This is a genomic window from Marivirga salinae (genome assembly GCF_030503855.1).
GTDB lineage: Bacteria > Bacteroidota > Bacteroidia > Cytophagales > Cyclobacteriaceae > Marivirga > Marivirga salinarum.
On the sequence record NZ_CP129971.1, the window covers coordinates 882,656 to 906,832 of the forward strand.

The following is a 24,177-nucleotide window of genomic DNA, read 5'->3' on the forward strand; positions in this document are numbered from 1 at the left end:
TATTAAAATTTAGGGGATGAAGTTTTTCTTAGTTATATCAATTTTTGCCTTTTGGTGGATTCCTATGAACTCACCAGGCAAAATTGGTATTTTAAAAAACACTAACTCTATATCATTATTACAACCTAAAATCGCAATCCCCAATTCTTCTAAAGGTTCTAATGGAATCGCGACTAAAAGAAAAATGGACCATGTTGGCTTTCAATACAGAAAGCATTTGATAAAGAAGAAATAAATTAAGATGGAGGTGAATAATCACAATTTACTAGAAGTTATCCAAGGAAAGTGGAAATGCTTTAAAGCAAGCAATCAGATAACTGAAAAACCATTAAATGCAGACTTTTCCTTATTAATATCTGAAAATTTAATTTCAAGGATGGGTGAAGGGAACGAATTCTGGCCAAGAATATGTAATTTTGAATTAGTAGGGTCTATAAAAGATGGTTATTTTTATAGAGAAGATGGTTGCTTTATGCAAGTGAAACCTTCATCAAATGAAGGCTTAGTAATTGAATTGTCACATAAAAATTCACTAGGTAAACTTAACACTTATATTTTTCAATTTGAAAAAGAGCTGGAATAGTAATTTAGTCTGTACCATATTCTATTTTCTCATTAGACAATTCTTTTTCCTCCTCTGTTACTTCCAATTCATCACTATCATCATCTGTTTTAGCCAAATGCAATTGAAGTAATATCGGAAAATGATCAGATCCAATACTTCCCATTCTTTTCATTTTTTGTAATCGAAAATGCCCCGAACAAAACACATGATCTAAAGGCCAGCGGGCATACCAATGTTTTGCATGAAAAGAACTAAAAAGGCCTCTTCCTCTCCTAGGGTCTAATAGGCCACTTATTTTTAAGAATAATTCCGAAGTATAACTCCAAGCCACATCATTTAAATCACCCGCAACTATGGTAGGCATTTGGTCAGCTTTTGTTTTTTGCCCAACTAATAAAATTTCCGCATCACGAGCTGTTGATTTTGGGTTTTGAGAAGGAACAGGCGGCTCAGGGTGAATTGCATAAAGCTTTATTAAACGATTATCAAGTTTTATATTCTGTTTCAATAGATGGAATTTCATCTTTTATCCAATAGTGGATTTGTGTGTTTTTTAATTCCAATTTTGAGAATAAAAGCATCCCATAAGTGTTTTCTCTATCTTCTAGAACTTTAAAAGAATATTCATTCCCAAAGGCATCACAACATTTATCTTTCCACCATTTGTTGGTCTCTAACAACAAAACAATATCAGCCTGTTCACCTTGAACCATATCGACTAATTTTTCCCATTCTCTGTTTTCTTGATAGACATTTGCAATTAGCAGTTTGATTTTTGGCCTTTTATTCTGGCTAACAGAATCCATTTGCTTATTTGCGAAGGGCAAATATGGATATATCTGATAGCTTAAATAAAGTTGATTAGCAAATAGTAAGATGATAAACCCAAAAGAGAAATAGGCATCAGAAGGAAATAAGATTATAGACGCAATAAGTATGATAAGATTTATTACCCACTTTTGAGTTCTAGGAAATTCAAAAACTCTAAAAGTCCAATAATCATTTCGAATCAAAGGAAGTAAGCTGATGAAAACTATAGCACCACCCAATATGTAAAGCACAATTTGTAAAAAGCTTATCAATATATTTTTGTCTTGTTCTGGATGAAGTTAGACAAAATATAAGGTAAGAAGCTATTAATAATGAAGTTTTAATGGAGAGTAAGAAAGATAAATCCGCCATGCTTAAATTAAATTTATTTATAAGCATGGCAGATTCGTTTTTTACTAGGCTAACTATTTGTTTTAACCCATTTCAACAAAGTCTTGTAGTTTACTTTTGTTCCGTGCATCAAGATTCCAATTCTGTAGATTCTTCCAGCCATCCAGATGGTGAAAAGAAAACCCACAACCATTAAACCCATACTCAAGGCTAATTCCCACGCAGGAACTCCAAAAGCAACTCTTGCCATCATAGCAACTGGAGCTGTGAAAGGAATAATCGACAACCAAAAACTCACATTACCATCAGGCTCAGGCATCACAAACATAAATGTTCCTAAAAACCCAATGATCATGGGCATAGTGATCGGCATAGTGAATTGCTGTGCGTCAGTAATATTGTCCACTGCAGAACCTACTGCTGCAAATAATGCCCCATAAAGTAAATAACCACTTATAAAGAAAAATGCGAAAACTGAAATATAATAACCATATGGAATGTCATAAATAATGTTTAAAATTTCTCCTGCTTTGGAATTTTCCATCATCGCTTGTGCTTCGGAATTTCCACCATTCATTCCCGACATACTTTGTTGGGCAGTTTGCATATCCGCTGGGTTTAAATCAAACATGGCAAAAACACCGGCAGAAAGAGCAAATATTAAAACTACCCAAATTGCAAATTGAAGCAAACCAACAGATGCTACTCCAATTACTTTGCCTAGCATCAATTGAAAAGGTTTTACAGATGACACTATGATTTCTACAATCTTACTCGATTTTTCCTCAATCACCCCTTGCATAATCTGCGTTCCGTAAATGAGGACAAACATATAAACAAGAAAACTGAATGCATAGGCTATCCCATAAGCTACACCTGCACTACTTGCTTTTTCCTCTCCGGATTCGGAAACATTTATAGTGCTCAAACTTATATTGGTTTTCAAGCTTTCAAGTTCTGCTTCATTTATCCCACTTTCTTTTAATTTTTCATCTCGAATTTGTGATTCAATTTGGTTTTCAAAATAGGAGCTGGCTTGAAGGCTTGGATTCTTTTTAGCATACATTATTATGCCTTCAGGATTTGCCAAATCAAATTTAGGGAAATATAAAAGTGCATAGGCTTCACTTTCCGTAAAGATAGTTTTAGCTTCTTCCAAACTAATATTTAATTCTTCGAATGCATATTTTTTATCATCTTCGAAATTGAAACTTCCAGCTTCATCCAACACATATACTTTCTGTTGCTCTGAATTTTTGGATTCTTCTATCGCAAAATATATCATCCCACCAATAATGGCAGGAAATAATAAGGGCACTAAAATGGTGGCTAACAAAAAGCTTTTCTTTTTAACTCTGCTGTCAAACTCCCTTTTAATTACTAAGCCGATCTTACTCATCTGTTCGTGTTTTTAAGGTTATGAAGTGGGTATGGATTGTTTGTCTCCTTGTACCAATTGAATGAAAATATCATTGATCGAAGGAATTTCCTCTTGGAAAGAAATGATATCAACTTTTTGGTTGATCAGTTCCTGCAATAATTGATTAGAAGAAGCACCTGATATTAATTTTAAGGTAGATTTATGAAGTCCTTCGTCCAATTCGGCTTTCTTTTCTAAATTGAAAGTTTCATTAGTAGAAATTCCATTCCCTCTATGAACTAATGTATATTGATTGGATTTGAAATCATTTTTGATTTTGGATTTTTCTCCATCCAAAATCTTTTCTGATTTATTAATTAAGGCAATATAATCACACATTTCCTCCACTGATTCCATTCGGTGTGTACTGAAAATGATGGTACTGCCTTTATCTTTTAATCTAAGGATTTCATCTTTTATTAAATTGGCATTAATTGGATCAAACCCAGAAAAAGGTTCATCTAAAATAATTAATTCCGGTTCATGCATCACAGTAGAAATGAATTGCACTTTTTGTTGCATCCCTTTAGAAAGGTCTTCAATTTTCTTGTTCAACCAGTCAGAAGCCTCAAATCTTTCCAACCAGGCTTTAATTTTTTGAACGGCTTCTTTTTTAGATAATCCTTTGAGTTGAGCTAAATACAAAAGCTGATCACCCACTTTCATTTTTTTGTACAAGCCTCTTTCCTCAGGCAAATATCCAATGGTTCCTATATGCTTTGAGCTTAAGTCTTCTCCATTGATTTGAATTTGTCCTGAATCAGCATTGATGATTTGATTAACAATTCTTATGAAAGTGCTTTTTCCAGCTCCATTAGGGCCTAATAAACCAAAAATTGATTGCTTTGGGATCTCTAAATCCACATTATGAAGCGCAACATTTTCATGAAACGTTTTATTGAGGTTCTTTGCAGTAAGTATATGCACGTTGACAATTATTTTTTTACAAATGTATTTTAAAAAATCAAAAGTGCAATAAAGTAATTTTTTATTGAATAATTTTTGTGATGGATGGTATCTTCGATAGAATAAATTATTTTTTTATTCCTTTTGCTTTCTTCTACATTAAACCCAATTTCTTTTCTAGTTTTTCCTTTTCTTTTTTAACGGTATCCAATTCCGCTCGAAGATCACGTTCTTGCCGTTCTTGCTGTTCTTGTGTGGCTTGGAGTTCCTCCATATTCTGTCTCATTTCTTCTTCCTGAGAATGTAATTGCTGCGATTGCTCCTGCATTTCAGCCAATAGGTATTTTGTTTTTTCATTAGTCTTGATGCTGTTTAACTGCATGGCGATATTTTCCCCCATTTCCAGCATAAAATCAATTTGGTATTGTTCAACTTTATTGAAAGAGGCAATTTCGAAGATTCCATATACTTCTTCATTTACCAACATTGGACTTATCAAAATTGATCGGGGGTTTGCGTCTCCCAAACCACTTCTAATATTGATATAATTATCAGGTACTTCAGTAAGGTATATATAATCCTTTTCCAAATAACATTGACCAACAAGCCCTTCGCCAATATTTACTTTCTGGTTTAATTGTTTTCTTCTTTTAAAGGCATATGCTGACTTAAGCGTGAGTTGCAGATCGTCTTTATTTTCATCATCCAGTAAAAATAGAGCACCTTGATTTGCATCTAAATATTTAACAACGAAGGCGATTATTTTCTCAGTGAGTATTTTAAGGTCATCTTCTCCTCTAAGTATAGAGCCAATTTCTGCTAAACCTTTTGTAACCCAAGCTCTTTTCTTTTCTTCTTGTTGGGCTTTTTCCAATTGTCCTAAAGAGTCTTGTAGTTCTTTTTCCTTTTCAACTGCTTTCTTATTTTCTTCGGCAAATTGATTGGTCAACTCTTGAGCTTTTGCAAACTCTTTTTGGTTAAGCCTTTGTAAGAAAACAAAGAGGAACCCTCCTAAGAAAAAAGCTCCAAATAAAACAGAATTTCTTATCCAGGCCTGCTGGAAAGTTGAATTATCAAATGAAATACTGAAATAATCGTTGAACTCATAAATAAATACAACAGGCAAAATAGAAATGATAAACGCTGGAAGCCAAAACTGAAATCTTTTAAAATCAAATAGGCTAAAAGCTATTAATGAACCAACAATTTGAAAAGCATAGACCTCTTTCAAAACAGGATCACCAGTTTGCATAATTACACCGTGAAGCATACCGATCACTAATGCTGGTAGAACTGACATCAAGAATCGACTCAAAAACGTGAGTCCTAAATAGGCGAAAAATAAATTGATTGTATATGCTGCCAAACCATACAAGCAAAAGGGAACTATTTCAGGAATTGCAATCGCAGATATTATGGCATAAAAGCAGATAATGACAATAAGTGCAAAATTTAAAATATTACTTAGTCGAATTTTGGTCTTTACAGAGTCATCTAATTTATTTTCAATTCCGAATTCTACAATCTTAGTAAAAAAGCTCATTTCCGATGTTATTTATTATAGTCATTAACTGGTTCTTATTACTTTATAATAATAATGAAAAATTATTCTACATGAGCGAAATCTGACTAATAATTGTCAGAAGAAGAGAATTAGTGCAAAAATGGAGATTTTACAGGCTTTATAAAATAATTAAAAACCACAAAAAGAGTCTTTATTTTACCTGAGGGCATCAAATCATACTTTTCCATGACCTAGATCATGGTTTCCCTAACATTTACCTACCACCTTTACATCATAATTAAAAAGTCAAAAGCTATGAGAAATTTAATGATCATAATGATGCTGTTTTTCGCACCCTTGGTGTATGGACAGCAATTAACGGTAAACGAAAGTAATACTAAATTAAGTGTAGATGGAACTTCATCGGTTCACGATTGGACAATTGAAGCAGAGCAGTTCAATGGTAAGGCTGATGTAAAAATTGAAAACAATACTTTACAAAGTATCAATAGCTTGAGCTTCAACATTCCAGTGGAAAGTTTAAAAAGTGGAAAATCCGGAATGGATGATAACACTTATGAAGCTTTGAAAGCAGATGATCATCCAGTGATCAAATATGAGTTCCGTTCAATGGATAATGTGAAAGTGGAAGGAAATACAACGACTATGAGCACAAAAGGAGCGCTAACTATAGGGGGGGTGACAAAGATTGTCAATATGAATGTGAAGGCAAATGCGAGTGATGGTGTAGCGTTTAGCGGAGATATCACTTTCAAAATGTCTGTTTTCGAAATAGACCCTCCTACTGCGGTATTTGGTACCATCAGAACTGGAGACCAAGTTACAATTAAATTTAATGTTCAATATAAATAAATCAAAGACAACAATTTAAATAAAAAAGCCATGAAAACGTTTTTTAGATTCACAATGATTGCCCTCTTAATGGGCTTTGCACAAGTGCTTTTCGCACAGGACAGTAGAAACTTACAGTTTTTTAGACCGGTAGGACAAGAAGGTTTGAACGTATTTGAAACCTCAAAAGCTGACACAGCAGAATATGACGGAGTAAAAGTAAGAGTAGGTGGTGATTTTGCCTTGCAATTTCAAGGATTAAGCCAAAGTAATAATGCTGAAGTTGGTTCTGGCTATGAATTAGTAGAATTAGGAAACAACTTCAACTTACCTACAGCAAACTTAAACCTTGATGTTCAAATGTATGATGGAGTGAGATTGCACTTACGTACTTATCTTTCTTCTCGTCACCACGCTGAGGCTTGGGTTAAAGGTGGACACTTGCAAATTGATAAATTAGACTTCATAAGCGAAGGGTTTATGGAAGGCCTAATGGAGTATACTACTATAACTGTAGGTTTGGATGAATTCAACTATGGTGATGCACACTTCAGAAGAAGTGATAATGCGAGAGCAATTTACAATCCTTTTGTAGGTAACTACATTATGGATGCATTCTCTACTGAAGCATTTGGTGAAGTAACTGTACAAAACAATGGACTGCTTGCAGTAATTGGTGTTACCAACGGTAAATTAAATCAAAGTGCTACAGCAGGACCAAATAATAAGCCTTCTTTCTATGGTAAACTGGGATTTGACAAACAATTTAGTGATGATTTCAGAGCTCGTTTAACTGGTAGCTGGTACATAAATACTGGAACTGGAACAGGTGGCTACCTTTATGGTGGTGATAGAGCAGGTGCAAGATATTACAATGTGATGCATTCTGTAGGAAATGATGACTTAGGTGTAGGTGCAAAAGAAGGTTTTGCTGATCCACAATATAACCCTAGATTTTCTAAAATAGGAGCCTTTCAAATTAACCCGTTTATTAAGGCTGGCGGATTTGAGTTCTTTGGAATTTATGAAGTTGCGAATGGATTGAACGAAGGGGCTGACGATGGTTCTTTAACTCAAATAGCTGCAGAAGCACTTTACAGATTTGGTGCTAATGAAAGATATTACATTGGTGGTCGTTTCAATTCCGTAAAAGGTGCAAAAACAGCAGATGCAACTGAAGATTTGGACACTAACAGAATAAACTTTGGTGGTGGTTGGTTCTTAACTGACAATATCATGACAAAAGTTGAATACGTAAACCAACAGTATAATGGTGATGCTTGGGGAGGACAATATGCAGGAGCAGGATTTAAAGGTCTAATGCTGGAAGCAGCAATTAGTTTCTAAGTTGAAAAACAACTTGTTTAGTTTAAAGCGATGGGGTAATTCTTCATCGCTTTTTTTATAATAATTCCTAACAAGCGATTAAAGTGGAAGTTGTGGTATTTTTCAGTATTCAATACCAATAAAATTTTGTGTAATTGAGTTTTAGCACCCATATAATCTTAAATTAAATGTAATTTACCATCTTACTGTTTTTTTTATGAAAGTCCTATTCTTACATATCGTAATCATTTCGCTTACTGGGTTTAATGCTGCTATTGGACAAGTCAAAAAGTTGGTTAAAATTAATACCCAGACATCCTATGTTGAAATTCATGGAACTACTAATGTTAATAGTTTCAATTGCAGTTATAACGCAAAACTTCCTGAAAATGAATTTGAAGTAACACTTATAAAGAAGGGTAATGTTATTGAAATTGAACATGAAGCACTCTTTCTAAAAGTGCTAAATTTCAAATGCCCAAACCCACAAATGACAGATGATTTACATGATTTATTAGAATATGAGAATTATCCTTTTATAATTTTTCAGGTAAAAAAAATCACCAATAATAAAACTGGCCACATCATGATTGAAATGGCTGGTGAAACGCATTCTTATACAGTAAATCTCAATAATAGCCTACAAAATAATCAGCTGATTTCTAATGCTACAATGGAATTATGCATTACAGATTTTGGATTGCAAGCACCTGAAAAATTCTTCGGGATGGTGAAAGTAAATGAAAATATAGAAGTGGAATTTAAAATTGATTTGAATATTTACGATAAATAATTATTGATTAACAATAATTTAATATAGTTTTGCGATTATTAAAATCAAAAGCTATGAAAAAGAATGTCATTTTATCCGCTAGTGCGATTATCATGCAAGTATTTCAAGGTTTAATTGCGTTAGTAGCATCACTACAAATTTTAATTTTTATAGGCTCCTTACTAAACAACCTTTCATTGGAAAAATTAATAATTCAATCACAAGAGCTGGTATCAAATCAAAGCGGGCTTAGCATCATTGATTTAACCACAATTAGTCCTTGGTTAGCCTTCTTCATAGTTTTGCAAAACCTTACAGTTCTTGTATTGCTCTTTAATATTCTTGGGTATGGAATTGATATTGTAAAAAATATTCACAGCCTTAAAACATTTACAAAAGATAATATTAGTGCTTTTTATAAAATCAGCCAGCTTTCAGTTCTACTCGTTATTATAAAATTCATAAAGCTTAGCCCCAATAAAATTGGACTTGGTATTGAATTTAATTATGTGTTTTTGGCATTTGGCGCCATTATTTTGACTCAAGTTTTCAAAGAGGGGCACCGATTGCTTCAGGATAACGAATTAACCATATAAGCCATGCCGATAGTTGTTAATGTTGATGTGATGTTGGCTAAGCGAAAGATGCAATCAAAAGAATTAGCAGAAAAAATTGGGGTTACGGTAGCCAATCTCTCCATTCTTAAAACAAGTAAAGCCAAAGCTATCCGCTTTTCCACTTTGGAAGCCATTTGCAAAGCTTTAGATTGTCAGCCTGGTGATTTGTTAGAATATAAAGAGGAATAAATAACCTCTTTTTAATTTAATATCTTCTATTTATGAATATCAGCTTAATAGAATCAAGACTTAATTACCTTCATAAAGCTGTGCTTTTCAGTTTGATTATCTCTTACATTTTCTATTCCTGTGAGTATGGAAAATCCACAGAAGGTGATATTCAAGATTATCAGATACAGGAGATTCATTTTTCGATTGACTCTACCATTTCCAAAGAATCCAATACCATTCAATATTTTGAGGCGGAGAATAATAGGTACTTGATCGTCTTTAATAAGCCCACAAATGAAATCATCTGGTATGATTTTGACAAGGGAACTCTTGATAAGAAAACCAAACTCTACACTCAAGGTCCAAATAATATCGGAAAACCATATGGTATTCACATAAAATCAATGGATTCAATATTCGTACTCAGTAGTGCAACTTATAATTTAGCTTTAATTAATAGAGAGGGCGAGCTCCTTCAAAATTATAAATTGTTCCAAGGAGAATTAGATTTCACTGGACGTCCGAAAGGTGCAGACAATAGCATTAAACCAATTTTGCAGTCTACAAATCCATTATTAATTCTTTCTGACTCTATAGTTGCTTTGGCAGGACTACCAGATGTCAATCCGCTCAACACGGATTTTTACGATTCAAAAGTATATATAAAACTTAATTTGAATTCAGGATCTATTGATTATCAAATTCCTTATCCAAAAAGATATCAAGGTAAATTATGGGGACTATATCACAGCTTTCCGTATCATACTTATAATTCAAACACTGGAAAGGCAGTAATTTCATTTCCCGCTTCCAAAAAGGTATATCTAACAGACTTCCAAGAAATTGACTCAATTTCTGTACCTTCCCAAAACGTAGAAGAACCTGCTTACTGGAAAGATCCCGAGGCTAATGGATTCAAAATGATGAAGTTTTTTATAAGCACTCCTTCTTTCTACCGAATAGAATATGACCCATACAGGAAATTATATTACCGGTTTTCTCAATCACCATCTTCAGCTGATTTATCAAAAGTGGATATAAGCCAAATAAGCGTCTTCAATTCCAAAAACACTTATATTTCAATCTTAGATGAAGACTTCAATCTATTGCAGGAATTGCCTCTCCCAAAGAAATACGACCCTCGATTTATTCTGATTGCTCCGAATGGTTTATTTATTGTAAAAGAAAATCAGAATGAAGATAGATTGACTTTTGCTGTCTTTAATTTTAAAAATGAAGATTGATTCTTCTGTAAATTTTTAATAAAAAAGTTAAAAACCCTCATCCAAGCCAATCAACTTCCTACTCCTGACTTCTAACTTTTAACATTTTCAAAACCCCAAACACAAAAAGCTTCCGTTCAAAAGATTTTCCTTGTTATAATTGAATCGTTCCTTTTCTTCATTTCCTTTATAAACCTTTCCACCTGCAGCTTCCAAAATGGCTTGGCCTGCACCTGTATCCCACTCCATTGTTGGCCCATGTCTATAGTAAATATCTGCTTTACCTTCCGCTACCATGCAAAATTTTAAGGAGCTCCCTTTAGAAATACTGTCTTTCACATCATATTTAGCCAATAATTCATCCTCTTCAGGAGATGCATGTGATGCGCTTCTTACGGCTATTCTATCTGTGTTTTTATTATTTACTTTCAATTCAGTTTTTTCTCCCCCCTCTTCTTTAAAAGCGCCTAATTCGCTCCCATAATAAAAGGTATCAGTTGCGGGTACATAAATGACCCCCATCATGGTGAAATGGTCTTTTATCAATGCAATATTTACTGTAAACTGCCCATTTTTTTTGATGAACTCTTTAGTTCCGTCTAAAGGATCAACAAGCCAGAAAGTGTTCCAATCTTTTCTTTCTTCATAAGACATTTTTTTGCCTTCTTCTGATAAAATTGGATATTGAACTGAAAGTTCTTCCAAGCCCTTTTTTATGACCTTGTCTGCGGCCTCATCTGCTAATGTTAATGGACTATCATCTGCCTTGTAATCTACCACTTTACTTAGATCCGCATCTGTATAAATATCCATGATGGCCACCCCCGCATTTTTGGCAATAATTTTAACTTCTTCTACTAAATTCTCAATTTTCATACCCATTCTTCTTGATTTTCAATTCCTAACCGGAATTTTCTAAAATTTTTTTTCTTCAAAACCGCCCTCTATTAGCCTACAAACCCAATAGAGTTTAAATATTTATAGACAGATGCAAAATTACGTAAGAAATGCTTATAACTATAATTTTATCCTATTAACTTTGCTTAAAATTATATGAGTTTGAAAAATATTTATCCGATTTTTGATACTATTTTGAGCCGTTCCGACAAAGAAAAAATGCTCAATCAAAAGGCCATTGTCATTTGGATGGTAGGCTTGTCCGGATCAGGAAAAAGCACCTTGGCAAGAGCACTTGAAAACAGCTTGCATGAAGAGGGTTTTCTTACGCAATTGCTTGATGGTGATAATATTCGAACGGGTATAAATAATAATTTAGGATTTAGCCCGGAAGACAGAACAGAAAATATCAGAAGAGCTGCTGAAACAGCTAAATTGTTTATGAATGCGGGCTTGGTCACGATCTGCTCTTTTATTAGCCCAACTGATGATATCCGTAAAATGGCAAAAGAAATCATTGGTGATGGTTATGTGGAGGTTTATGTAGATTGTCCTGTGGAGGTTTGTGAAGAAAGAGATGTGAAAGGGCTCTATGCAAAAGCTAGAAAAGGAGAAATTCCTGATTTTACAGGAGTAAGTGCTCCATTTGATGTGCCTAAAAGCCCAGATGTATCAGTGGATACTGCTAATCAAGGTTTGGAAGAAAGCCATCAAGAATTAGTTAAAGCAATTATAGAAAGAATTAAACATTAAAAAATGCCTTTTAGCAATTAATAGAGAAATCTATTGAGTTGTTGGAAAATCCGAACCAAAAGGTAAATCATCTTAGAAGAAATAAATTTTTGAAGAAATAAAATATGTCATCTTACAATTTATCACATTTAGATCAATTAGAATCAGAAGCAATTTACATTTTTCGTGAAGTAGCAGCTCAATTTGAAAAACCTGTCATTTTATTTTCCGGTGGGAAAGATTCCATTACGATGGTACATTTAGCACAAAAAGCTTTTTGGCCAGCTAAAATTCCTTTTCCACTATTACATATCGATACAGGGCATAATTTCCCTGAAGCATTGGAATTCCGAGATAATTTGGCGGAAAAATATAAAGTGAATTTGGACGTAGGACTGGTTCAAGACTCAATTGACAAAGGAACTGCAGCAGAAGAAAAAGGTCTAAACCCAAGTAGAAACACCTTACAATCCATTACTTTATTGGAGAAACTAGAAGAAGGTCAATATGACGCTGCTTTTGGTGGAGGAAGAAGAGATGAGGAAAAAGCTAGAGCTAAAGAAAGGTTCTTTTCGCATAGAGATGATTTCGGACAGTGGGATCCTAAAAATCAGCGTCCCGAACTTTGGAATCTATATAATGGAAAGAAGGCACCAGGAGAATCTTTCCGAATTTTTCCGATTAGCAACTGGACAGAAATGGATGTTTGGCAATATATCAAGAAAGAAAAAATTGATTTACCAAGTATATATTTCTCTCATAAAAGAGATGTAGTAAAAAGAAATGGAACTTTGATTGCTAAATCTCCTTACAACCAACTATTGGATGGCGAGCAATATGAAGAAAAAATTATTCGCTATAGAACCTTGGGTTGTATGACCATTACAGGAGCTGTTGAATCAGAGGCAGATACTTTAGATAAAATTATCGAGGAAGTTGCTGCTGCCAGACAAACTGAAAGAGGCGGAAGAGCAGATGATAAAAGATCTGAAGCGGCTATGGAGGATAGAAAAAGACAGGGATATTTTTAGAAAGAAACTAGAATCTAGACTGAAGAATTCAGACATAAGATTTTATAACATTATTTATAGATGAGAGATACAGAAGAATATAACAAAATAGACACAGCAGGTTACTTGGACATGGACTTATTGCGATTTTCCACTGCAGGTAGTGTAGATGACGGAAAAAGTACACTGATCGGTCGTTTGATGTACGATACCAAATCCATATTTGAAGATCAGATTGAAGCGGTAGAACAATCAAGTAGAAACCGTGGTGATGAACACGTAAATTTGGCTTTATTAACAGATGGTTTGAAAGCGGAACGTGAACAAGGGATTACCATTGATGTTGCTTACCGATATTTCGCTACACCTAAAAGAAAATTCATTATAGCCGACACTCCTGGCCATGTCCAATATACTCGAAACATGGTAACAGGAGCCTCTAACGTTAACCTTGCCATTATTTTGATTGACGCAAGAAAAGGGGTGATCGAGCAAACCAAAAGACATTCGTTTATTGCTTCTCTTTTACAAATCAAACATGTCATTGTTTGTATCAATAAAATGGATTTGGTTGATTATAAAGAGGAGGTTTTTGAACAAATCAAGAAAGACTATTTAAGCTTTGATGCTAAATTAGAAATCCCGGACATCCGATTTATTCCTATATCTGCCTTGAATGGAGATAATGTGGTGGATAAGTCTGAGAATATGGACTGGTACAAAGGACCATCTTTATTGTGGACTTTGGAAAATGTACAAGTAGCTTCTGATAGGGATTTAATTGATGGAAGATTCCCAGTTCAGTGGGTAATTCGTCCGCAGTCCAAAGAACACCCTGATTTCCGAGGATATGCTGGTTTGGTTAGTGGAGGAATTTTTAGAAAGGGAGAGGAAGTAGTCGTGTTGCCTTCTGGGTTTACCACTAGAATTAAATCCATTGAAACAATGGATGGAGAATTGAAGGAAGCATTTCCTCCAATGTCTGTTGCGATGACCTTAGAAGATGAAATTGATATAAGTAGAGGAGATATGTTGGCGAAGGTTAATAATCAGCCTACAATAGGTCAAGATATTGAATTGATGGTTTGCTGGTTGAATGTAACCCCTTTAAAATTAGGTGGAAAATATACTGTAAAACATACCACCAATGAAGCAAGGGCAATCATTAAAGAAGTGAAATATAAGGTTAATGTAAATACGCTTGAAAAGAATGAGGAAGACAAAGAAGTGGGCGCTAATGACATTGCCAGAATCACATTAAAAACGGCTAAGCCATTATTATATGATGCTTATCGTAAAAACAGAAATACGGGTTCATTAATTATTATTGATGAGTTCACCCAGCAAACTGTGGGTGCCGGAATGATTATCTAATTTTTATTTTCAATAATATAAAACATGCTATGACTCCTGTTATAGCATGTTTTTTTTTGAGCTTTTCTATAAATTAAAATCCCTACAAATTAGTCCATTGATCTTTCAAATAAAATTCTCATTTAAATCGGAAGAGGGATGAACATTTTATAAATTAATGAGCTGAACTAATAGACATTGATAAATGTAGGGACATTAAATTATTCAAAAATTATATTTTTCTTGATTTATTTATGTGAATGGCGGTGTACCTTAATTTTTATTTTCAATTGATTATAATTTTTATCAGACGCACTTTATAGTGAATATTAATTTCTTAGGTTTGCGATTATTTTTCAGATCATAAACCTATAATTTAATGAAAGAATCATTACTTAATCCTTTTCTAAGTTTATTCCTAGGCCTAATCCTTTTCACCTCTTGTCAAGATGACGAAATAGACAGTATCTTTTTAAGAACTGATGGTGGAATTTTAACAGTACTTAAAGATGCGGATGGTCAGCCTATCTCAGATGCAAAAGTAGCACTTTACAATACGAGAACTGAAAATAGAATTGATGTTAACTATACAGATGAAAATGGTGTAGTTAATTTCGGAAGATTTGAAGCGGGTGAATATTTTATTGTCACAGACTTTAATCATAATGACGAATATTTTCAAATAAATGAAGAAGTCCATATTATTAGTGGAACAGATACTCAGCACGAGATCAACGTTGCTGATCATTATGGTGAATTGTTAGTTAGAATTTTAGATATCAATACAGGCCAGCCAATAGAATTTAATACTGATGCGATGATTGGTTTAATTCCAACAGACGAAGCCTTTTCTGAAACAACAACAGCAGATGGATTAAGAGATTTAATAAAATATACTTATGAGTCTGAAAGCCAACTTTCAATTACTGATTTGCCTCAATCTAGTTATCTTGTAGTAATGTATAATGAAGAAAGTATTTTTTATACAAACTATGCAACTGTTGATCCATACGACAAGGCTTATGTAAACTTTAATGTGAATCCAATGACGCTTTTACTAACTAGCAAAGCTACATGGGTGGTAAGCAACATTACTGCTGATTCAAATATAGATAACATTATGCCTATTAGTAGTATTTCATTCGGGCAAAATGAAAGTATGGAAGTTACGTATGTAAACGGAGATACAGTTGAGGCATATTTTTATATGAATAGCGGTGGTGGTTTTGACTGGTATAATTTAGGTTCGAGTAATTATTACTTTAATTTCAATGAAGATAATTATGAAATAAATAGTGATGGAAGTATTACATTCAATTTTTACTATTGGGAAACTTATAACAATAATGACGGTACTTGGTACTATTCCGATAATGTTTCTATAACACTTAATTAATTAATAAGTCTTTTCCGAGTTTATATACTTGGAAAAGACTTATTTCTTTTTTCAATGCAGGGATTTACATTACTGTTACTTCTCGAATTTTTAAGGTTAAATTACCACCTTCCTAAATATTAACTTGACCATTATTCAAGCTGTCAACTTATTAATCGCCTCCCAAACCAAATCCGCTTCGTAGCCTTTCTGCAATAAATAGCGTACGGCCTTTTGTTTTTTAATGTATAGGTTAGATTCTTTAAGTGTTCTCCACTTTTTTTCTAATAAAGAATTAATGGTGCTTTGATAATCTTCATCATCAATCTCCTTCATTCCTTTTTTGATACAATAATCAGAAATTTTCTTCTGCTCTAAGCCTTGTTTTATCTTTATTTTTCCCCACTTTTTCAGGTTAAAATGGCCTCTTACATAGCTTTGTGCAAAACGCTCTTCATTGATAAAATCTTCTGATATCAACCATGAAATCACTTCTTCAACTTCATCGCCATATAAACCCCAGTCGTACAGTTTATCTCTCACCTGTTGCTGGCTTCTTTCTTGCAAAGAACAATATTTTGCACCTCTAGATTTCCCCTCTTTAATCGTATAGATTAGTTGTTTTGCCATTGATTTTAATTCTTGAACTTCAAACCTAAAAATGCTTATCCAAAACGTTTATTAATGCATTAATATCTTCAGCATCATTATAAATATGGGGCGAAATTCTAATGGATTTTCCTCTCGCAGATATGTGAATATTATTAGCTTTTAAATCTTCCATTAAGTTTTTTAAATTAACATTTTCAGGAAGAAACAATCCGTATAGATGTGCACTTATTAAATAGTCATCATCTTTATCAATATTCTTATCTACCAAATACTTTCTTAATGGTTTCAGCAATTCAAAACAATAATTTTGAATGTTTTCTGGCTTCCAGTTAAGGATTTGTTCTAGTGCAGACTTTATCATAGGCAAAGCGATAAAATTGCTAAACTCGCCTACATTGTAGCGCATAGCATTTGCTCCAAATTCTTCTGGGTAAGTGGTAAGTTTACTGAAGTCGTGGCTGTCTTTTCTGGTCATCCAGGAATATTCAATAGGTTCGCCATCATTATATTTTTCATTATAATAAGCTAAACCGGATGAATAAGGTCCCAACAGCCATTTATACGATGCACATACCAAGGCATCAATTTTAAAAGCATTTACATCAATAGGTAAAGCCCCAACCGATTGAGTTCCATCCACGATAAAATAAGTATAAGTTGCTCTGCATTTTTCACCTATTGCTTTCAAATCAAATTTTAAGCCTTCCATCCAATGTATGGATGACATTACTACCACTGCAGTGTCTTCGTTTATACTGTTAATTATTTTTTCTGTCCAGGCTTGAGTTCTACCTTCAATTAATTCTGGTGGTCTTATCACTTTTAATTCCGCCTCATTATCTTGACAGAATTTCCTTAAAGTCAGATGATCACTTGGGAATTCTTCATTCACCGTAATGGCATGCTGACCTTTTTTAATCGGTACATTTCGAATAGCATTCATTAAGCCATAAGAAGCTGATGGAATTAAGGCAATTTGCTGAGCAGAAGCATTAATTAGCCTACCAAAAAGTGATTTTACTTCTTCAGCAGGTTGAAAAAAATCTGTTTCTGTAATCGAAGTAGGGTTTGTTTTGCGTTTTACTCCTTCTAAACCTGCTTGTTCAACGGCTTTTAAATTTGGTGACATATAAGCACCATTCAAATAATGAATTTCCTCAGGTAGATTGAAAAGGTGTTTTTGGTTTTCCATTGTGGAAGTTACAAAAAATGAAGAATAATTTAATTCGAACTTGGACTAAAACTCTACTTTTAAATTATGAAGCCTGTCATATAATTCCACTTTACTACCCTTAATTCTATTTCCATCATAAATGATATGTTTTGCTCCCTGAAACTCAAAAACCATTTTCCAATTATGCATTTGAGAAATGCGAAACTCCATAACATTATCAATTCTTTTGGCTGAAATATCCAGTTTATTATCTTCTATTTTAATATTATCTAGACTAACATTCGTCCATGTTGTAGGTAAATTGGGCTTTATTACTATCTCATTTTTCCAAGCTTTGGGCTGAATGCCGAAAAACTCCTCTACTACAGGAACTGCCACTGCATAACTGTTCCATGCTTGAGTCATCATGCCAAAATCAGGACTCACTTCATACATCGATCCAGGCAAAGCATAACTAAATGAATGCTGCAACATTTTCAAATATTCTAAAGCCTTGTCTGCATTTCCGTATTTAGCTTCCGCTATAGCTTGTACTCCGGTTGGTAAGGTCATCACCGCCCCCACATAACTAAAAGATTTCCATTTTGAGGCTTTTTCCTGTTGTTCATCCCTGTCAATTCCCGTAACAAACATTCCAAATCGGTTTCGATAATTCTCCGCGGTTTTTAATGCTTTTTCAGCTTTTTCCTGATCCGCTGCGCCAACCTCCATTGGTGTGTTTACAATCCAGTTATGGTGAACAACAAAAGGACTTGCACCAGTTATTTCTTGATTTTGAATGGTTTCTAATGTATTTCTCAATTCCTCAACAGACCATGGTTTCTCAATACTATCCGCACGAATAATGGCATTTTCTGTTAATCTTATTGCTTGTAATTTATCAGATCGAAAGTCTGCAAATGAATTAAATTCAGGCACCCACCAATCGGTATTAATTTTCATTTTAAGGTTTTCAGCTTTTACCCTATATTCATCAGCCAATACATTTTCGTTTTGAACTTTAGCAAAATTCGCAGCAGCCAAATACATTTCATACTGATAAGAAACCACATCTATCATTTCACTATCTAGCCCATGAATTTCCATCATACCCGCTCCATCTGGATAAGTGTTTCCATCCATGTCTTGTGATTCAAGCCATTCTACAGATTTTTTCACTAAACCGTAATAGCCCAGTAATTCCTTATCTCCAGTCCAAGCAAAAGCTTTCCAAAGCATGCTAACAAATTTCGGTGTTGTATTGAGATTGCCTGGGTTAAAAATAACTCCATTAGTAGAAGCCTCATGCATTATTCTTCCATTCTCGCCATTTGCTTTCCGGGAAAGATCAACTATCAATTCAATAGTTTGCAATGCTTGTTTGTGCATGCCGGAAGCCAATAAGCCTTGTAGCGCATAACCATTATCAGTACCAAACCACCAAGGATAATCTGGGCTCCCTGCCGTTAATCCAGTACCAATTCCAGGAACATCTTGCATTAGCCATTCCGAGTTATATTTCAACCATCGATACATTTGATTAAAGCCTTCATCTTGGGTAATTAGTTTATTGCTTTGCTGAATTCTTCTGTAGTTAATGATTTTATCTTCTAATAACTGTTCTACATTTTTGGATAAAAAATTATACGTTTTAATTGCAGATTTTTCGCTTTCATCTGAACCACTCACTATGAAATAAATAGTTTTTTTCTCTCCACTTTTTAAGTTGATGGAATTACTAAGTGCTTGGTCAAATCCCAGACCTTTTCTTGTCACTTTGCAAGAATTTTCCGAATCAGAAGGCTCAAAGCTTTTCCCTCCAAAAGCAGTAAACCAATTATTCTTTTTGTCTTTGGCCAAATAGGCTGACCACCTTTTTTTCCACTCTCCTTCGTCTTGTCCATCTTCAATATTCAAAGAATCAGCAAGCCATACAGGTCGTAAATCAATGTAGGCATTAAAAGTAAATTCAAACTGGGTTTCTTTTGTAAGCGTATTTTCTATTTGATAAGCTATGATTAATCCATTTTCATTTTCAGGCACAAAATGAAATTGTGAAACATTAAGTCCTAAACTCTTTAAATTAAAAACTTGCTCACTTCCAATTGGATAATTAAAAAACTGATTGGCTTTCGTTAAGCATTCTTGGGTCTTATTATTTCTTATTTCAACCTGATAACCATCAAGTAATTTTATTGGATGAAGCCAAACACCACCCATTTCTCCTTTTACATGCCAGCCCAGGTCAGGAAAGGAACCATTTTGGTGACCCACTACATAAAGTCTTTTTCCGGCACTTAAAAATGGACTTTTCATATATTCTTCCTTACCTTCGATTTTCTCAAGATTATTTACTTGAGTATAAAAATTTAATGGGTTATCATTTTGGCAGCTAATCAAAAAGATTAGTAATAGAGGAAAAATATATTTCATAAAAGATGGAGTCGTCAAATTTTTGATTAAATTAAATGTAATTGTTTATATGCTCAAATCTTTAAAAATCATGGATTAAATATGGCTTTAAATAAAATAATTAGCCATAGATGTAAGGTTTTTTGATAAATATTGAACTTTTTTATGTGAATTTCATCTAAATAATTAACTTTCATCGGAATTGACATTAATATATTCTGATAAGAATATTACATTACCTGAGGGTGAATTTTTAATTAAAGATTCTATCCCGACAAATAAGGGGCTAGTTGTGCCAATTTTAATACTTTTATTATATACATGAAATTGCTGAATAAATAAGAATATGGCGAAACTCAAGAATATTATCATGCAGCTTTCAGACGCGGATTATCTAGCTGTCCATGAAAGTCTATCTACAGGTGGAGCAGAGAAATCTGCATATTTGCTAAAATCAATGCGTGAAAGTTCTTCCAGTGACCACGCCATCATGGAAGAGCTTGAAGTAAACACAAATGCTTATTATACATTAAGGTCAAGGCTTAATCAAAAAATAGAAGAATATCTTTTGCAACAAATGGAAAACCCGAGAACGGATATTCTTAAGAAAGTTGCAAATATTAATGAGATAATTTTCACAAAAAAGAAAGCCATTGCTATCGCTACTTTGAAGAAGCTAGAGAAGGAATTGATAGACTATGATCTTTCTAATGAATTAACAATTGTTTATAAGGCATTAAAAAAACTACACCAAAATACAGAAGAATATTTTCAATACAGCCAATTATATAACCGTCATGTAGCTTATATGTTGGCTGTCGATAAAGCAGAAGACTTACTAAGCAACTACTTTATCAAATTCGGTAATTATTCGTTAACAGGTGATGAAATCAATAAGTTAGAGCTGGTTTTGCTCAATAAGGAAATGATAAATACATGCAGGATTTACGATTCTCATCGTCTTTTTATTTATAAAAACTGCTTGAATATTTTTCATCGATTATTTGTGGAGGAAGATGAGACTAGTGCTGACTTAGATCCAATTGAAGATATTTTGGCTAAAGCAGATGGAATTTTTGAATTATACAGTTTAGATTCTATTTATTTTCATCTAACACTAGTCTATGAGTTTTTGAAATTAGAATATTATAATCATTATAGATTACATAGAAAAGCAGAAAATTATTTTGAGGAAGTAAATGAGTCTTGCGCAGGCTTTCTATCTAACTTTAATTTATTTACTTACCCGGCTCAATTTTTAATTACAAAATTGCAACGAGCCAAAAGGTTGCCGGAAAAAGCCATGCTTTCTGAAGAAAACACTGCTTTATTTCAAGATTTTGAGCCAGACAAGGATGACATCCCTCAATATATTACTTATGCGACTTACCGTTCATTAAGCTGCCACTTTGATCAAAAGTATGAGGAGGCTGCCAAATGGTTGAATAATTTATTGAATGATGTAAGTCTTAAAAAATATCAAAATGCTCAGCTTGAAATCAAAACTCTTTTGGCTTTGGAGTATTGCTTAGTAAAGGACTATGAATTGTTTAATCAGCTGATAAATAGTATCCAAAGGCAAATACGGATCATAGGGAAAGAGAACTGCATGAATATTCAAGTGTTGAATAAGATCATGAAAATCTCTCTGAGTGAATCTAAAAGAAACAAAGAAGAAAAAATAAATGAATTGGTTAAAAAGTTCAAAACTCTTGAGCCTATTCAACATTTTGCACCAACCCTATTGCTCGAGTTTAATGATGACATGATTAAAAAGCTTGTAGGGTAATCAAAAAAATAAAAATCAAAAAAGGCATCTGCTAATTAGTGGATGCCTTTTTCATTTAATTCGTTACAATCTCAGATGCACCCGGAGAATCAAATATCTCTTTAAAACTGTATCTGTAAATTACTTGGAACAGTATATTATAAGACATGGAAGACATAGAACTCGGGGTATGATGCTTGTTCTGATTTAGGCTATCTTTTACTATTACCTTTTCTCTTAAGTTGTTTAATGAATCTGTTTTATTACACTTTTTTTTCTCAGGTTCAGTTTCAACTTTTTCTTTCTCCTTATTGTCCTTCTCTTTGGCTGTAACATCAAATGCACAAAATGCACCTAGTAGCAAAATAATAATACTGGTTTTTTTGAAATCAAACATGGTTATTACATTTTGATGTTATCAAATATATTGAATAAATATGTAATTATATCAACAACCTATTGATAACTTCCTTTATCTTGTAAGGTTTAAACTTATTTCGTGCCAAAAAGTAAAATTTTCTATTGTTAGAATGGCTTTAGCTCATTTTTCATTTATATTAATGGCAAATTCTAAAACATTACTATGGAACCTACTCGACTTTTTGATTTATTGAACTACCAAAAAGCCAATTTACCACTTACAGATACCTTCTCTTATAAATATGATGGTATATGGAAAAACTACAGTACTGATGACGTCATAAATATAGTAGATTCAATCTCTCGTGGTTTTCTTAAATTAGGCTTAGCAAAAAATGATAAAGTAGGAATTGTTTCTTCCAACCGACCTGAATGGAATTTTATTGATTTAGCTTTACAACAAATTGGGGCTGTGAGTGTGCCGATGTACCCTACCATTACACCAAAAGATTACAAATTCATATTTGAGGATTCAGGATTGAAATATGTTTTTGCTGAAGAGCAGGAGCTTTATGACAAAGTTAAAAAAGCATCAGAAGGGCTGGATTTTATTAAAAATATTTACTCCTTCGATAAATTAGAGGGTATTCCGCATTGGACGGAACTAAAAGAAAGTGGCGGAGCGGACCAAACTGATTTACAGCCATATCGTGATGAGGTAGACCCAGAGGATTTGGTCACTTTGATTTATACTTCTGGAACCACAGGTAATCCTAAAGGTGTAATGTTAACTCATCATAATGTTTTAAGTAATGCCAAAGCTGTTTCAGAAAATTTAGATGTGGAAGGGATAGGTAAATCCTTAAGCTTTTTACCTCTCTGTCATATTTTTGAAAGAACTAGCGTTTACTTTTATCTGTATAGAAGTGTTTCTGTTTATTATGCTGAGAATCTTGAGAAAATAGGCGATAACCTAAAGGAGGTTCAGCCCGATATGTTCACAACTGTGCCTAGGCTTTTGGAAAAAATCTATGATAAAATTGTAGCCAAAGGAATGGAGCTTTCAGGAATTAAAAAATCATTATTTTTCTGGGCTTTAAATTTGGGGCACAAGTATGACCGTAATAAAGACCAAGGAGCTTGGTATAACTTCCAGTTGAAATTAGCCAATAAACTAATTTTTAGTAAATGGAGAGAAGCAGTTGGTGGAAATATTAAATTAATTGCTTCTGGTGGTGCAGCATTACAACCACGCTTAGCTACCATTTTCTGGTCTGCTCAAATACCTGTTTTGGAAGCCTATGGATTAACTGAAACTTCGCCTGGAATTGCTTTCAATAGATATAATAAAGAAGATATGCTAATTGGAACTGTTGGTCCAGCTTTACCAGGAGTACAGATTAAAATAGCAGAAGATGGAGAAGTCTTAGCCAAAGGACCAAACATTATGAAAGGCTATTATAATCAACCTGAAAAAACTGCAGAAGTAATTGATAAAGATGGCTGGTTCCACACTGGTGATATTGGTGAAATGGTTAATGGAAAATTCCTAAAGATCACTGACCGTAAAAAAGAGATGTTTAAAACATCAGGCGGTAAATATATTGCACCACAATTTATAGAAAACAAATTGAAAGAATCTACACTAATTGAAATGGCAATGGTGGTAGGTGATGGACAAAAATTCCCAGGTGCATTAATAGTTCCAAATTTTGAGGCTTTAAGAGAATGGTGCCATCATAAAGGCATAGCTTATTCTTCTGATGCAGAAATGGTGAAACAGCAAAATATCATTGATAAATATCAAAAAGAGATTGATAAAGTCAATGAACAATTTGCTCAATACGAAAGAATCAAAAAAACTGTTTTGTTGCCAACTGCTTGGACGGTTGAAAACCATGAACTGACCGCTAAATTGAGTTTAAAAAGAAAAATCATTGAAAATAATTATCAAAAAGAGATTGAGAGTATTTATAATGGGTAAATAA

General features: G+C 33.6%; 24 protein-coding genes. 14 read left to right on the forward strand and 10 right to left on the reverse strand.

Going from position 1 to position 24,177, the window contains the following annotated elements; all coding sequences use genetic code 11:
* Positions 1 to 16 precede the first annotated feature (16 nt).
* Complete coding sequence (locus tag QYS49_RS03770; protein WP_308350304.1) at positions 17 to 235, forward strand: hypothetical protein; 219 nt, start codon at positions 17 to 19, stop codon at positions 233 to 235.
* A gap of 12 nt (positions 236 to 247) precedes the next feature.
* Complete coding sequence (locus QYS49_RS03775) at positions 248 to 583, forward strand: hypothetical protein (protein WP_308350305.1); 336 nt, start codon at positions 248 to 250, stop codon at positions 581 to 583.
* A 4-nt stretch (positions 584 to 587) separates the two neighbouring features.
* Here QYS49_RS03775 and QYS49_RS03780 read toward each other — a convergent pair whose 3' ends face one another.
* The 5 genes from QYS49_RS03780 to QYS49_RS03800 form a co-directional block, all read right to left on the reverse strand.
* Positions 588 to 1,073, reverse strand: a complete 486-nt coding sequence (locus QYS49_RS03780; protein WP_308350306.1) for an endonuclease/exonuclease/phosphatase family protein — start codon at positions 1,071 to 1,073, stop codon at positions 588 to 590.
* Complete coding sequence (locus tag QYS49_RS03785; protein ID WP_308350307.1) at positions 1,051 to 1,647, reverse strand: endonuclease/exonuclease/phosphatase family protein; 597 nt, start codon at positions 1,645 to 1,647, stop codon at positions 1,051 to 1,053. Before QYS49_RS03785 ends, QYS49_RS03780 begins: the two co-directional genes overlap by 23 nt.
* A gap of 149 nt (positions 1,648 to 1,796) precedes the next feature.
* Positions 1,797 to 3,125 carry an ABC transporter permease gene (locus tag QYS49_RS03790; protein WP_308350308.1) on the reverse strand — a complete coding sequence of 443 codons (1,329 nt, stop codon included), beginning with the start codon at positions 3,123 to 3,125 and terminating at the stop codon, positions 1,797 to 1,799.
* 18 nt (positions 3,126 to 3,143) lie between these two features.
* Positions 3,144 to 4,073, reverse strand: a complete 930-nt coding sequence (locus QYS49_RS03795; RefSeq protein WP_308350309.1) for an ABC transporter ATP-binding protein — start codon at positions 4,071 to 4,073, stop codon at positions 3,144 to 3,146.
* A gap of 133 nt (positions 4,074 to 4,206) precedes the next feature.
* Positions 4,207 to 5,595: a GAF domain-containing protein gene (locus QYS49_RS03800; RefSeq protein WP_308350310.1), complete on the reverse strand. Its 1,389-nt coding sequence runs from the start codon at positions 5,593 to 5,595 to the stop codon at positions 4,207 to 4,209.
* Between the two features lie 276 nt (positions 5,596 to 5,871).
* On the opposite strand from QYS49_RS03800, the gene QYS49_RS03805 reads away from it, so the two are divergent.
* From QYS49_RS03805 to QYS49_RS03830, 6 genes are all read left to right on the forward strand, one after another.
* The gene (locus tag QYS49_RS03805) at positions 5,872 to 6,429 is read left to right on the forward strand and encodes a YceI family protein (protein ID WP_308350311.1); all 558 of its coding nucleotides are present in this window, start codon (positions 5,872 to 5,874) and stop codon (positions 6,427 to 6,429) included.
* Positions 6,430 to 6,459: 30 nt separating this feature from the next.
* Complete coding sequence (locus tag QYS49_RS03810; protein ID WP_308350312.1) at positions 6,460 to 7,755, forward strand: hypothetical protein; 1,296 nt, start codon at positions 6,460 to 6,462, stop codon at positions 7,753 to 7,755.
* Positions 7,756 to 7,951: 196 nt separating this feature from the next.
* Entirely contained in the window at positions 7,952 to 8,527 is a 576-nt protein-coding gene (locus QYS49_RS03815) for a YceI family protein (RefSeq protein ID WP_308350313.1), read from the forward strand.
* Between the two features lie 53 nt (positions 8,528 to 8,580).
* Positions 8,581 to 9,102 (forward strand): hypothetical protein, encoded by a 522-nt coding sequence (locus QYS49_RS03820; RefSeq protein ID WP_308350314.1) that lies wholly within the window; start codon positions 8,581 to 8,583, stop codon positions 9,100 to 9,102.
* A gap of 3 nt (positions 9,103 to 9,105) precedes the next feature.
* Complete coding sequence (locus QYS49_RS03825; RefSeq protein ID WP_308350315.1) at positions 9,106 to 9,312, forward strand: helix-turn-helix domain-containing protein; 207 nt, start codon at positions 9,106 to 9,108, stop codon at positions 9,310 to 9,312.
* A gap of 32 nt (positions 9,313 to 9,344) precedes the next feature.
* Complete coding sequence (locus QYS49_RS03830; RefSeq protein ID WP_308350316.1) at positions 9,345 to 10,538, forward strand: DUF4221 family protein; 1,194 nt, start codon at positions 9,345 to 9,347, stop codon at positions 10,536 to 10,538.
* An 87-nt stretch (positions 10,539 to 10,625) separates the two neighbouring features.
* Here QYS49_RS03830 and cysQ read toward each other — a convergent pair whose 3' ends face one another.
* Positions 10,626 to 11,393 (reverse strand): 3'(2'),5'-bisphosphate nucleotidase CysQ, encoded by a 768-nt coding sequence (gene cysQ, locus QYS49_RS03835; protein WP_308350317.1) that lies wholly within the window; start codon positions 11,391 to 11,393, stop codon positions 10,626 to 10,628.
* 177 nt (positions 11,394 to 11,570) lie between these two features.
* Between cysQ and cysC the strand changes: the two genes are divergently transcribed.
* The 4 genes from cysC (at position 11,571) to QYS49_RS03855 (ending at position 15,905) form a co-directional block, all read left to right on the forward strand.
* Entirely contained in the window at positions 11,571 to 12,167 is a 597-nt protein-coding gene (gene cysC, locus QYS49_RS03840) for an adenylyl-sulfate kinase (RefSeq protein WP_308350318.1), read from the forward strand.
* A gap of 104 nt (positions 12,168 to 12,271) precedes the next feature.
* Positions 12,272 to 13,177: a sulfate adenylyltransferase subunit CysD gene (gene cysD / locus QYS49_RS03845; RefSeq protein WP_308350319.1), complete on the forward strand. Its 906-nt coding sequence runs from the start codon at positions 12,272 to 12,274 to the stop codon at positions 13,175 to 13,177.
* Between the two features lie 60 nt (positions 13,178 to 13,237).
* Positions 13,238 to 14,530: a sulfate adenylyltransferase subunit CysN gene (gene cysN, locus QYS49_RS03850; RefSeq protein WP_308350320.1), complete on the forward strand. Its 1,293-nt coding sequence runs from the start codon at positions 13,238 to 13,240 to the stop codon at positions 14,528 to 14,530.
* A 358-nt stretch (positions 14,531 to 14,888) separates the two neighbouring features.
* Positions 14,889 to 15,905 carry a peptidase associated/transthyretin-like domain-containing protein gene (locus QYS49_RS03855; RefSeq protein WP_308350321.1) on the forward strand — a complete coding sequence of 339 codons (1,017 nt, stop codon included), beginning with the start codon at positions 14,889 to 14,891 and terminating at the stop codon, positions 15,903 to 15,905.
* Positions 15,906 to 16,040: 135 nt separating this feature from the next.
* Here the strand turns inward: QYS49_RS03855 and QYS49_RS03860 are convergent, their stop codons facing one another.
* From QYS49_RS03860 to QYS49_RS03870, 3 genes are read right to left on the reverse strand one after another with little or no spacing between them, the layout of a single operon-like run.
* Positions 16,041 to 16,514 carry a regulatory protein RecX gene (locus QYS49_RS03860; RefSeq protein ID WP_308350322.1) on the reverse strand — a complete coding sequence of 158 codons (474 nt, stop codon included), beginning with the start codon at positions 16,512 to 16,514 and terminating at the stop codon, positions 16,041 to 16,043.
* 25 nt (positions 16,515 to 16,539) lie between these two features.
* On the reverse strand, positions 16,540 to 17,688 hold the full coding sequence (locus QYS49_RS03865) for an aminotransferase class V-fold PLP-dependent enzyme (protein ID WP_308350323.1): 1,149 nt from the start codon (positions 17,686 to 17,688) through the stop codon (positions 16,540 to 16,542).
* A 45-nt stretch (positions 17,689 to 17,733) separates the two neighbouring features.
* A complete protein-coding gene (locus QYS49_RS03870; protein ID WP_308350324.1) occupies positions 17,734 to 20,082 on the reverse strand; it encodes a glucosidase family protein in 2,349 nt (782 codons plus the stop codon).
* 325 nt (positions 20,083 to 20,407) lie between these two features.
* Here QYS49_RS03870 and QYS49_RS03875 point away from each other — a divergent pair, with 325 nt between their 5' ends.
* Positions 20,408 to 21,850 carry a hypothetical protein gene (locus tag QYS49_RS03875; RefSeq protein ID WP_308350325.1) on the forward strand — a complete coding sequence of 481 codons (1,443 nt, stop codon included), beginning with the start codon at positions 20,408 to 20,410 and terminating at the stop codon, positions 21,848 to 21,850.
* Between the two features lie 55 nt (positions 21,851 to 21,905).
* On the opposite strand, the gene QYS49_RS03880 is transcribed toward QYS49_RS03875, so the two are convergent.
* Positions 21,906 to 22,226, reverse strand: a complete 321-nt coding sequence (locus QYS49_RS03880) for a hypothetical protein (protein WP_308350326.1) — start codon at positions 22,224 to 22,226, stop codon at positions 21,906 to 21,908.
* Between the two features lie 186 nt (positions 22,227 to 22,412).
* Between QYS49_RS03880 and QYS49_RS03885 the strand changes: the two genes are divergently transcribed.
* Positions 22,413 to 24,173, forward strand: coding sequence for an AMP-dependent synthetase/ligase (locus QYS49_RS03885; RefSeq protein WP_308350327.1), 1,761 nt, complete (start codon positions 22,413 to 22,415; stop codon positions 24,171 to 24,173).
* The last annotated feature ends 4 nt before the right edge of the window (positions 24,174 to 24,177 follow it).